Source organism: Hanstruepera marina (genome assembly GCF_019880635.1).
GTDB classification, from domain to species: Bacteria; Bacteroidota; Bacteroidia; order Flavobacteriales; family Flavobacteriaceae; genus Hanstruepera; species Hanstruepera marina.
Genome location: NZ_JAINVX010000004.1, coordinates 282701 through 294978, shown reverse-complemented (window position 1 = coordinate 294978; position 12278 = coordinate 282701). Strand labels below are relative to the sequence as shown.

Genomic DNA, 12278 nt, shown 5'->3' with positions numbered 1-12278 from the left:
GTTAATCTATTTTTTTAGCAATACCTTTTTGTTTTGTTTTGTCGCCTACATAAGAGTATTCAAAGGTATACGATGAATCTGTAGTAGTTAAAATTTTTAAGTGAATATCTTTTCGTTCTATTCTGTTTTTAGGATTTATGGTTTTAAAAACAACCTCACAATCGTTTATCCATCGTACTTCAGAGCTATCAACTTTATTGTTATATGTTTCAATTTGAAGGTTGTTCGTTCTAACAAAAAGTGAGATATATGTGGAATCGTTAATCTTTATTTCGCTTTTAAATGTTCCAGTTTGGTAATCTTTACAATTACGTTCAACTTCATAACAGCCAACAAACATGAACAAAATAACACACACAAAAATAACTCTCATTGAATAAATTAATTTTTACAAAATTAATAAACTAAAACTCTAACATATAGTTGCCGTCATAATTTTTTGTCTAAATATTAAGTCTCGTTATAATTTTTAAAAGTTCCATCTTTATAAAAAACAACAATTCTGTCAATTTCCTTATGTGTAGAAGTATTTTCTGGACTATTTGGAATAGTAAGCTCAGGATTGATAGTTTTTACGGTTTCCTTTTGTTTAGGAAAAGTTCCTTTGCCATTTAGTAACCAATACAATTCAACTTCAGGGTAGGCAGAAAGTACTTTTAAAACAAAGTCTAAACTGGGTTTATTTCTTCCTGAAAGAATATGAGAAATACTAGAGCGTTGCACACCAATTTTTTCTGCAAAAGATGCAGCAGATTCATCGTAGAATTTAATCACTTTTTGTAGGCGTTTGGAGAAATCTTCGGCGTTTATCATTGTAAACTAAAAGCAGGCGTTATTAATGTTACAAATGTAAATAAAATATATTATTAATTTAAAAAAACAAATAAATTGCTATTATTTATTTAAATATATAGTTTACACTATACGATGTAATAGACTGAAAAATAAATAATTAAATTTAAATTCAAAAGCAGAGGGTTAATTCATCGATTGCTTTACAACTATTTCATGATCTGCGGTATACAAATGTGTATTTTCGAATACAATTTCATGTTTACATTTGTAAATATTGATTTGTTTACCTTTGTAACTGCAAACAAAAACTATGGCATTACATACGCTTTTTTCAGCCTATAAAAATTATAAGGAAAGTCAATTATTTCATAGGTATATTCATAATGAAATGATACTTCCTTTGTTAAAAAACCTACCTAAAAACTTTGATCTAAATAGTATTGGGAAATCCGTTTTGGATAGACCGATTTATACTGTTAAAATAGGTCATGGAAATAAACGCGTTTTGTTATGGTCTCAAATGCATGGAAACGAATCAACAACAACAAAAGCCATTTTTGACGTTTTTAATGCCATTCAAAGTTCAGATCGTGCTTGTTTTGATATATTGAACACGTGTACATTGTTGTTTGTGCCTATTCTTAATCCTGACGGTGCACACGCTTATACGCGTGTTAATGCCAATTCAGTTGATTTAAATCGTGATGCAAAAGCTTTGTCGCAGCCAGAAAGTGTTGTATTACGGGAGTTATTTGATGAGTTTAAACCACATTTCTGTTTTAATTTACACGGGCAACGCACTATATTTTCGGCAGGTAATGACGATAACGTCGCTACACTATCATTTTTGTCACCAGCAGAAGAAACATCTAGATTGGTTACAGATACACGTAAAAAAGCCATGGAAGTCATTTCTCTTGTAAATAATTATATGCAACAAGTTATTCCAAATCAAATAGGGCGATATGACGACACTTATAACGAAAACTGTGTTGGAGACACATTTCAAAGCCTAAACGTGCCAACAATCCTTTATGAGGCTGGACATTTCCCAAATGATTATGCCAGGGAATATACGCGTGAACTTATTTACCAATCTTTAATGGTTGCCTTGCATAACATAGCGACAAAAGAGGTTAGTGGTAATAATTATGAGTTATACTTTGATATTCCTCAAAATGAAAAATGTTTTTTTGATATTATAATTCGGAATGCTAAAGTCATTGAAAATGAACATGTTGTGGATTTGGCTTTTCAATATCAGGAACAATTGGTTGATAATACCATAATTTTCAAGCCCATTTTAGAAAAAATTGAAAAATTAGATGATTTTTTTGGGCACAAGGAATACAACGCCAATGGTAGTCTTGTTTCGTCGCCAAATTCACAGGAGATAAAATTGGGTTTCGCAAACGATTTCGTTTTAATAAACAATGAAAAATATTCACTTTTATTGAGTGAATCTTGATTTTAGATAGATATAATTCAACAAAATTGTATTATTTTTGATTTTTATCTAAATAAAATTAACAAATGGGAAAGTTTAAATTAGACGAGATTGATCACCAAATCCTTGATATGCTGATTGATAATACACGAGTTCCTTTTACAGATATAGCCAAAAAGTTGGTGATTTCAGCAGGCACTGTACATGTAAGAGTAAAGAAAATGGAAGAGGCTGGAATTATAAAAGGCTCTTCTTTAACTTTAGACTATAAAAAGTTAGGGTATTCTTTCATTGCTTACGTAGGTGTGTTTTTAAATAAAACTTCTCAAACTAAATTTGTAATCGAAAGGATTAATGAAATACCATTTGTTACTGTTGCCCATATAACTACAGGTAAGTTTAATGTGTTTTGTAAAATTAGAGCTCGCAATACAGAACATGCTAAAGACGTGATTTTTATGATTGATGATATAGAGGGTGTTTACAGAACTGAAACCATGATTTCATTAGAGGAAAGCATTAATGATAAGAAACGTTTAATGCATTCCATATTCAATAATATGTAACTTAAAATACTGTAAAGCCTTAAAAAATTAAGGTTTTTTTTATATCCATATATTATGACAATTTCTGATTTAAAGACCAATGAGTTTGCAGACTATTACAGTGGTTACATAAATAGGGCAAATGATTTGAATCTTCTAACAGGATTAAAGCAAAGTGGCGAAGACACTTTGACATTTTTTAAGGCTGTTCCAAATGAAAAACTTGAATATGCATATTTAAAGGATAAATGGACTATTAAAGAGCTTTTACTCCATTTAATTGATGCTGAACGTGTTTTTGCTTACAGGGCATTGCGCTTTGCGCGTCAAGATCTCACTGCACTACCCGGTTTTGATGAGAATGATTATGTTCGTTATAGTAATGCTAATAGTCTTAATATGGAAGCATTGTTGAAATCTTATAAAGCATTAAGGGTATCAACCATTAGTTTGTTTGAAAGTTTTACAACTGATATGTTGCTACAGGTAGGTAAGGCTAGTGGTTCTGATATGTCTGTACGTGCAATAGGCTTTGTAATTATAGGTCATGAAAAACATCATGTTGAAATTATTAAAGAGCGTTATCTTTAATTATTCTTCTTCATCTGTTAGTTTTTCACTTCTTATATCTTCATTTACAATAATATGGCCAAGGTCGTTTAGTTCTAAATCATCATTAACATCAAAATTAGCCATTGTATAATGTAATTTACTACTTACTTTAACCAGATATATGGCTTCTTCTGTTTTAATTTCAACAGCTTCAATGGTTTCATTTTTATGATTGTCAAAAACAATGATATCATCATCTCCATACCCATCAGGATATTTTTCGGTAAGAAGTTGTAACAGGTTAGGAGTTAGTTTTTTGTAGTCAACTATAACGCGTTTCATGATTCATAACTATTTGATTGTAATAATCCCTTAATTATTTCCTTTCATGCAATGTCTTAAAGTTACAAATTAATTCTTAATTTAATTTATGCTTTATAATAATTAAATGCCTCTATTATTATTTCATTGGAAACTTTACAATCAACTTTGGGTTTACCTATTTCTTCAAGTAAAACAAAATTTATATTACCATGCTCGTTTTTCTTGTCAAATTTTAAAAGCTCAATGATTGGTAGGTAATCAGAATCCTGAATGGTTTCTTTAGGGAAGTAGTTTAGTATGGTTCGCTTAACGTTTTCACATTGTTCCATTGAAAACCTACTAATTTTAACTGATATATAAGTAGCTAAAATCATACCAATAGCAATAGCTTCTCCGTGCAGCAAACTATTTTTATCTGGATGAGATAGACAATAGGATTCAATAGCATGTCCTAAAGTATGGCCGTAATTAAGCGTTTTTCTCAATCCATTTTCATTAGGGTCTTCTTCTACTATATTTTTTTTGATTAAAACCGAATCATAGATTAATGAATTTAAATTATTGGCATTTATTTCATTAGGGTTTTTAAACTCATCCCAATAGGATTTATCTGCTATTAAACCGTGTTTTAGCATTTCGGCCATTCCAGAGTTTAGTTGGTTTTGTGGAAGTGTTTGTAAATAGGCTGTATCAATCAATACCATTTCACTAGTGTTTATTACACCAATTTGATTTTTTAAATGCCCTAAATCTATTCCAGTTTTACCTCCAACAGAGGCATCAACCATGGCTAATAAGGATGTGGGAACGTTAATGTAATTAATTCCGCGTTTAAAAGTAGAGGCTATAAAACCTCCAATATCAGTTATAACACCACCGCCTAAATTAATAAGTAAGCTTTTTCTATCAGCACCCAATTCAGATAAAGCATTCCAAACCCCAACACAAGTATCAATGTTTTTATGGTGTTCTCCTGGCTCAATTTCAATTATCTCGATATGAGAGTTTGTTACAACTTGACTTAAAAAAGAAGGAAGACAATAGTTATGTGTGTTTTCATCTACTAAAACAAAAATTATGGAATAGTTGCGTTCGGCTAAATGTATATTGAGCTTTTTATAGCATGTGGAATTAAAATGAATGTCGTAATCTGAAGTTCGTATAGAGTCCATTAAATATTTTAAATATCGATGTAAAAATAAGAGGTTTTTTTTATAAAAAAGTAGCTGAATCATAATTATATTTGTAACAATAAACCTAGTGCTAATGGCAAGTGAAAAAATATTTGACAATACTGAAATCGCTTTTGAGTTAAAGAGTGATACCGAGTTAGAAAGAGCTCATTTTTTATTTAAAATGATTTCAATAGAACCACTTGTTCGTATAGGAACTGCAGTTACCAATTTTGCTATTAAGGCTAGTTTACCTGTTGAAGGACTTATCCGTTCTACGGTTTTTGATCATTTTTGTGGTGGCGTAAATGAAGAAGATTGTTTGGATGTTATTGATGCCATGTATTCAAAAGGTGTAAGTTCTGTATTAGATTTTTCAGTTGAAGGTAAGGAAACGGAATCGCATTTTGATGCTGCAATGGAAACGACTTTAAAGATCATTCGTTTTGCTGCTGAAAAAGACGCTATGCCAATTGCTGTGTTTAAACCTACTGGTTTTGGACGGTTTTATTTGTATGAGAAGAAAGGAGAAGGCAAGCCATTTACCGAAGCTGAACAAGTAGAATGGGACAGAGTAGTAGCGCGATATGATGCGGTTTGTAAGTTAGCTAAAGAAAACGATGTTGAGATTTTAATTGATGCTGAAGAAAGCTGGATGCAAGATGCCGCAGATGATTTGGTTACCGATATGATGAGAAAGTATAATACAGATCAAACTATAGTGTATAATACGCTACAAATGTATAGGCATGACCGTATGGACTTTTTAAAACAGCAGCACGAGTTAGCAAAGAAAGAAAGTTTTTCATTAGGTTATAAAATTGTTAGAGGAGCCTATATGGAAAAGGAAAACGACAGGGCACTTGAAAAAGGTTATCCAACTCCAATTTGTGAATCTAAACAAGCTACTGATATTAACTTCAATGCTGCAGCTAAATATATTTTAGATCATTTAGATACTATTTCACTTTTTGCTGGCACTCATAATGAAGAAAGTAGTTATCTCATAATGGATATGATGGATGAAAAAGGAATAGCAAAAAATGACAATCGTGTTTGGTTTGGTCAATTGTTCGGTATGAGTGATAATATTAGCTTTAATTTAGCACACTACGGTTATAATGTTGCAAAATATGTCCCTTTTGGCCCTGTAAAGGATGTTATGCCCTATTTAATTAGGAGAGCAGAAGAAAACACATCTGTGGCTGGACAAACAGGAAGAGAACTGGCTTTGATTAAACGAGAAAAAGAAAGACGCAAGCTTAAGTAGGGTTAAGAAAATTTCCACCATTTTCTTTTATTCGGATTCTTTCCGTAGCCATAGCCATATCCATTTCCTTTTTTGTGATTAACGGCATTTAAAAGTATGGTCATATTTGGAAGGCGTTTTTCATTATAAATGTTTTCCGCCAGGTGTAATTGACGCTTATCAATATAATTGGCACGTACTACGTAAATAAATAAATCGGCATGATGGCCAATAAGCATTGTATCGGTTACTAAACCTACTGCAGCAGTATCTACAATAATATAATCGTACTTGTTCTTAACCTCATCAAATAATTCCTGCATACGGTCACTCATGAGCAATTCTGCTGGGTTTGGAGGTATAACACCTGATGGAATAACATCAAGAAACTCGTTGCCTTCTAGATTTTTTATAACATCCTTTAGGGTTAAATGTGGATCACTAATATAGTTTGTTAGACCAATTTCATTTTTAACATTTAAGTAATTTGTAGCTTTTGGTACTCTAATATCTGTTTCTACCAATAATACTTTCTTATCTGAAAACGATAGTGATAGGGCTAAATTTATTGACGTGTGCGATTTTCCTTCTTTACTAGTTGTAGATGTGACAAAGATGGTTTTGGCTCTATTATCAACACTCTTAAGCATAAAATCAATATTTGTACGAACCATTCTAAAGGCTTCTGCTTTTGGAGAATAGTCAACTTTATTTATGAGCTGCATACGCTTGTTAGAACGTGGTATATCACCAATAAACGGTACGTCTACTTGTTTTTTGATGTCTTTTACAGTATGAACTTTAGTATCTAATAAATTCATTAGGTAAATCAAACCAATAGGCGCAGAAAATCCTAGTATTAAAGCAGCTAATATTATAATGATTTTTTTCGGTGAAACAGGTTTGCTTGAGGCAAATGCCTTATCTACAATTTTTGCATTAGGAGACGACACACCATGCGTTATTGCAGATTCCTCACGTTTTTCTAATAAATAAAGATAAAGAGATTCTTTAATGTCCTGTTGTCTTTTAATATCTCTAAATTCACGTTGTTTTTCTGGAGCTGAATAAATTTGTGAACTGATTCTTGCATTTTCAGATAACAAGCTGTTATAAGTGATTTCATTAGAAGACTTTATACTGCTTAAACTTTGCGAAAGATTGGTTTTTAACTGATTAATTTGATTGGTTAAATTAACAACAGTTGGGTTTTTTTCACTTGAATATTTAAGCAGGCGGTTTCGTTCTTGAACCAGCTCGTTGTGACGTTTGGTTACTTGAGCAATATTATCATCGCCAATACCAATGTTTGCGGGTAACAAATCACCTACGTCTGTACTTTCAGATAAGTGATCGTTCATATAATCAATTAATTGAATTTGATTCGCGACTTCAATTATTTTGCTTTCGTTTTCCCGCTCGTTGCGAAGCATTAAATTGGATTGCGTAGCTAAATCGGTTAATTTTTTTTCTTGCTGAATATCTTCAGCAGTCAAATCTACCTGACCTAGTTCACGAGAAACAATTTCAAGACGGTTGTTTATAAAATCTGAAGTAGTTTTGATAACCATTTGCTTATCGTTAACCACATCCTCATTATATTTTTCAATAAGTTTATCTAAAAACAATTCAGCTTTTTGCCTTACATTATCATTTATAGACAGCTTAATGATGCTAGACAGCTCATTGGTTTCAATTTGTAGTTTGTTTTTATAATGACTTGTAATACCATTTAATGGTGATACTTTTATTTTTATTTTGGAATCTATTTTTGTTGCATACTGACCAATGTTAGGGGTAATAATGACGTCTCCAAATGTAGTTGGGACGCTCTCACCAAAATCATATAGTTCGCCATCATTATCAGTTTCTTCATCTAATCCTTTAATATAAAAGTCTTTTGATGAGTTTATTCTAATGTTAAATGTTGTATCAATTTTGTGCAGAATAGAGTCCGTTATACTAAAATTGATATTCAATGGCTTGTTGACATAAACCTCATGGGCTTGTACACGACCTTCAACAAACATTTGAACATTAAACTTAAGATCCTTAACTACGCTTTTTATTAAATTTCGGGATTTTATTATTTCTATTTCATCAAGTACATTGTTTTTGTCATTGCTGAAGAGGCCGTAGTTTTGTAATGATGAAATTTCTGGTAGCTTGTTTTGAGACTTATCGTCTTTTATTTTAATGGTTGCCTTAGCATGGTATTCGTAATTGGCATAGCGCAGATATAATAGGGATAGCAATAGCGCACTAATTACACATAGCAGAATAAATTTCCACTTTCTTACATAAGGTTCAATTAAATCACTAAAATATTCAGTCTCTTTCATTTAATGTTAGATTATTGAACTAAAAATATAGCTAAAATAGTAGCTAGTGTTCCAACAGCAGAAATTATAATGCCATTATTTTGGTTGTAGGAAGCCGATCTAACTTTTGCTTTATTTGGTTGTACGTAAAGTACATCATTCTGTTGGAGGTAATAATTTGGGGAATTCACAACATTTACGGAAGTTAAATCAAATTGAGTAAACTGTTTTTTGCCATCATTCTCACGAATTAAAAAAACATTTTCGCGTTTACCATGTATGGTTAAATCTCCAGCCATGCCTAAAGCTTCAGTTAAAGAGATGCGTTCATCTTCAATTGTGAATGTGCCAGGTGAGTTAACTTCGCCTAGTACGGTAACTGTAAAGTTTATCAACCGAATATTTACAATAGGATCTTTAACATATTCAGAAAGCTTATTCTTTAATAAAGATGTTGCTTGCATTCGTGTTAAACCACCTAGTTTAATTGTTCCCAAAACTGGATATTCAATATTTCCGTTATTATCAATTAGGTATGTTGGCATTTTTAATTGCCCATTGGCATTTAGTTCTGAAGCACTATAAGAAATAGCAGGAAGGTTAAATGGAGCAACAGCATCTTTTTCACCACCAACACTAATAAAAAGTAAATCGTTTGGTTTGTAGATTATAGCAGAATTTATATCCATTTGATTTGACTTTGTAACGGGTTCATCTTGAAAGTATATAATTTCCTTGCTTGTTACACAAGATGAAACCATTGCTAATAATGCAAAGGAGAATAATAATTTAATAACTATATGGTGTTTGGTATTCGTTTTCATATTAATACTATGTTAGTTTAAAACGTCGTATGTTGAATTGTTTGGGTTGTATTCTTCTACTATATCTTTAATTTTCGATACAATTTCTATATTTTGAGTATTGGAACCAAGTAAACATAATTCTTTTATGTTTTTTTCAACTGTAACTATATCAATAGGTTTGCATTTGGCAATCATGATTTTCTCGTTATAGGTTGGCTTGGTGTTTTCGCCATCAATAAGTAATTCTTCATATATTTTCTCACCAGGTCGTAGGCCTATAATTTTTATATCTATATCTTCTGGATATTTAAGACCTGAAAGAGCAATCATGTTTAAAGCCAGATCAAATATTTTAATAGGCTTGCCCATATCAAACACAAAAATTTCATGTCCTAATCCCATTGCTGCTGCTTCCAAAACCAAAAGACTTGCTTCTGGTATGGTCATGAAATATCTTATAATATCCTTATGTGTTACAGTTATAGGCCCACCAGATTCAATCTGACTTTTAAATAATGGTATTACTGAACCATTTGAGCCAAGAACATTTCCAAAGCGTGTTATTATAAATTTGGTTTTTACATTATTTAAATTTTTCTGGCAGCATATAATCATTTCTGCAATACGCTTTGTTGCTCCCATGACATTGGTTGGGTTTACAGCTTTATCGGTTGAAATAAGAATAAATTTATCTGAACCATATTTAACCGATAGGTTAACAACATTTTTTGTACCTCTTACATTAACGCTTACAGCTTCAAATGGATTTTGCTCCATTAAAGGTACGTGCTTGTATGCCGCTGCATGAAAAATTATTTGAGGTTTGTGGGCATTAAAAATGTTATCCAGTCTTACGTTATTTCTAATATCGCTAACAATAGCAGTTACATTTTTAATGTTGTTACGTACTAATTCCTGTTGAATGTTATAAAGTGGTGATTCAGCATTATCTATTAAGATTAATTTTTTAAAATTAAAAAGACTTAATTTTCTAACTAATTCACTACCTATAGAACCTGCAGCACCTGTGACTAATATAGTTTTACCATCATATTCATCGCTTAATATAGGGTTCTCTATATTAATAGGTTCTCTGCCTAATAAGTCTTCAATTTTAATGTCTTCAATTTGACCAACGCTCAAATCGCCATCAATCCAATCTTGAACAGCTGGTACAATTTTTACTTTCAGTCCTAAGGCAAAAAGTTTACTTGTAATTTGTAATAACCTGTTTGAGTTGATGTTTTGAATAGAAATAATAACATCATCAATACCATGTTTTTCTATAAACTCTTTTGTTATTTTTGATGGATGATAAACGTTTAATAAGTTGATTTTTTTACCAACTTTTCTTTCATTGTCATCAATAAAACCAAAAACTTCGGTGGTACTTTTAGCATCATTAACTAATGCGTTATAGGTAATCATTCCCGAATCACCGGCACCATATATAAGAACTGTACTTCTTATGCTATAATCTGTTACTAGGCTTCTATAAATTGATTTTATAAAAAATTTAGAGCCAATTAAAAAGAAAATATTCAGTAGTAAATGAATATAGATAATGGATCCAGGTATGTCAAAAACGTTATTAAATTGAAATTTTCGACTCATAAAAGTCGAAATAATTAATATGGTTGCCAATATATTTACACCAATAATTAAATTAACAACATCCTTAAATCCTGTAAAACGAACAACTCCTTTATGCGAACTAACAAGAAGAAAACTAACTATAGCAGCAATTAAAACAAATGGAATTTGTTTTAAAAACATGAAAAAATCAAAATTAATTTGAAAATTATATCGAATTAAATAAGCCAAAAAGAAGGTGAATGCCACAATGCAAGAATCAAATAATAGCACAAGCCACTTTGACGCATAGCGGTTGGATAACTTTCTTAATATGGTATATAATTTATCCAAAGTAATTTTTTATAATTGATGTTATTCGTTCTAAATCGGTTTCAGACAATCCAGACCCACTAGGCAAACAAAGCCCTTTTTTGTATATATCATCCGAAATACCGTTTAAATAACTGGGATAACCATTATAGAGTTCCTGTAAATGCATAGGTTTCCACGAAGGTCTAGATTCAATGTTATTTTTGCTCAATAAATCTATTATATCATTCCGCATAGTTTCAGTTTCTAAAAGAATACAGCTTAACCATCTGTTTGAAAAATAACCGCCAGGCTCTTCTAAAAAAGATATAGATTCAATATGTTTGAGTTGTTGATAATAATAATTATAAATTTTACGTCTGCTCTCAATACGCTTATGTAAAACTTTCATTTGGCCTCTACCAATCCCAGCAATAATATTAGACATGCGATAATTATACCCCATAGTTTTATGACTATAATCTTGACCACTTTCTTTAGCTTGAGTAGCAAGAAAAACAGCTTTTTCTTTATCTTTTTGGGTTCTAGATATTAAAGCACCACCACCAGAAGTAGTAATTATTTTGTTTCCGTTAAAAGAGAAAACTGAATAATCTCCAAAAGTACCACATGGCTGATTATTATATGAACTGCCTAAAGCTTCAGCGCTATCCTCAACAATAGGAATGTTATAGTCTTTAGCAATAGTATGTATTTTTTTTACATTGTATGGCATGCCATATAGATTAATAGCTATTATAGCTTTTGGTTTCTTTCCTTGTTTTATTCGATCCTGAATTGCTTTTTCCAATAAATCAGGACACATATTCCATGTTTTAGACTCACTATCAACAAAAATAGGTTTGGCTCCTACGTAAATAACTGGATTTACTGAAGCCACAAATGTTTTTGTTTGACAAATAACCTCATCGTCCTTACCAACATTAAGCATAACTAAAGCCAAATGAATAGCAGCTGTTCCAGAACTTAATGCTGTGGCATAAGAATTTGATTTTAAATAGTTTTCCAAATCAATTTCAAACCCATTAACATTAGGTCCTATTGGTGCTACCCAATTAGTTTTAAAAGCTTCATTAATGAATTCTTGCTCATAACCACTCATGTGCGGAGCAGACAAATATATTTTTGAATTCATGTTTGAAGCCTGTTTTGCCATAGTAAA

12 protein-coding genes are annotated in these 12278 nt (G+C 31.4%); 4 read left to right on the top strand and 8 right to left on the bottom strand.

The window, feature by feature from the left end; all coding sequences use genetic code 11:
• Nucleotide 1: 1 nt before the first annotated feature.
• Both K7G76_RS12205 and K7G76_RS12200 read right to left on the bottom strand, forming a co-directional pair.
• A complete protein-coding gene (locus K7G76_RS12205) occupies nt 2-373 on the bottom strand; it encodes a DNA topoisomerase IV (RefSeq protein WP_223034507.1) in 372 nt (123 codons plus the stop codon).
• A 77-nt stretch (nt 374-450) separates the two neighbouring features.
• On the bottom strand, nt 451-813 hold the full coding sequence (locus K7G76_RS12200; protein ID WP_223034506.1) for a helix-turn-helix domain-containing protein: 363 nt from the start codon (nt 811-813) through the stop codon (nt 451-453).
• 292 nt (nt 814-1105) lie between these two features.
• Here K7G76_RS12200 and K7G76_RS12195 point away from each other — a divergent pair, with 292 nt between their 5' ends.
• From K7G76_RS12195 to K7G76_RS12185, 3 genes are all read left to right on the top strand, one after another.
• The gene (locus tag K7G76_RS12195) at nt 1106-2263 is read left to right on the top strand and encodes a M14 family zinc carboxypeptidase (RefSeq protein WP_223034505.1); all 1158 of its coding nucleotides are present in this window, start codon (nt 1106-1108) and stop codon (nt 2261-2263) included.
• 65 nt (nt 2264-2328) lie between these two features.
• Nucleotides 2329-2808 carry an Lrp/AsnC family transcriptional regulator gene (locus tag K7G76_RS12190; RefSeq protein WP_223034504.1) on the top strand — a complete coding sequence of 160 codons (480 nt, stop codon included), beginning with the start codon at nt 2329-2331 and terminating at the stop codon, nt 2806-2808.
• Between the two features lie 54 nt (nt 2809-2862).
• On the top strand, nt 2863-3378 hold the full coding sequence (locus K7G76_RS12185) for a DinB family protein (RefSeq protein ID WP_223034503.1): 516 nt from the start codon (nt 2863-2865) through the stop codon (nt 3376-3378).
• Here the strand turns inward: K7G76_RS12185 and K7G76_RS12180 are convergent, their stop codons facing one another.
• Together K7G76_RS12180 and aroB are read right to left on the bottom strand one after the other, a co-directional pair.
• The gene (locus K7G76_RS12180) at nt 3379-3681 is read right to left on the bottom strand and encodes a hypothetical protein (protein ID WP_223034502.1); all 303 of its coding nucleotides are present in this window, start codon (nt 3679-3681) and stop codon (nt 3379-3381) included.
• An 86-nt stretch (nt 3682-3767) separates the two neighbouring features.
• Nucleotides 3768-4835, bottom strand: a complete 1068-nt coding sequence (gene aroB, locus K7G76_RS12175; protein ID WP_223034501.1) for a 3-dehydroquinate synthase — start codon at nt 4833-4835, stop codon at nt 3768-3770.
• Nucleotides 4836-4929: 94 nt separating this feature from the next.
• On the opposite strand from aroB, the gene K7G76_RS12170 reads away from it, so the two are divergent.
• Nucleotides 4930-6105: a proline dehydrogenase family protein gene (locus K7G76_RS12170; protein WP_223034500.1), complete on the top strand. Its 1176-nt coding sequence runs from the start codon at nt 4930-4932 to the stop codon at nt 6103-6105.
• A 2-nt stretch (nt 6106-6107) separates the two neighbouring features.
• Here K7G76_RS12170 and K7G76_RS12165 read toward each other — a convergent pair whose 3' ends face one another.
• The 4 genes from K7G76_RS12165 to K7G76_RS12150 all read right to left on the bottom strand — a co-directional run bounded on the left by K7G76_RS12165 (nt 6108) and on the right by K7G76_RS12150 (nt 12251).
• Nucleotides 6108-8426: a GumC family protein gene (locus K7G76_RS12165; protein ID WP_223034499.1), complete on the bottom strand. Its 2319-nt coding sequence runs from the start codon at nt 8424-8426 to the stop codon at nt 6108-6110.
• 11 nt (nt 8427-8437) lie between these two features.
• A complete protein-coding gene (locus tag K7G76_RS12160; protein WP_223034498.1) occupies nt 8438-9229 on the bottom strand; it encodes a polysaccharide biosynthesis/export family protein in 792 nt (263 codons plus the stop codon).
• A 12-nt stretch (nt 9230-9241) separates the two neighbouring features.
• The gene (locus K7G76_RS12155) at nt 9242-10987 is read right to left on the bottom strand and encodes a polysaccharide biosynthesis protein (protein ID WP_255573013.1); all 1746 of its coding nucleotides are present in this window, start codon (nt 10985-10987) and stop codon (nt 9242-9244) included.
• Between the two features lie 142 nt (nt 10988-11129).
• Entirely contained in the window at nt 11130-12251 is a 1122-nt protein-coding gene (locus K7G76_RS12150) for a DegT/DnrJ/EryC1/StrS family aminotransferase (RefSeq protein ID WP_255573012.1), read from the bottom strand.
• Between the last annotated feature and the right edge of the window lie 27 nt (nt 12252-12278).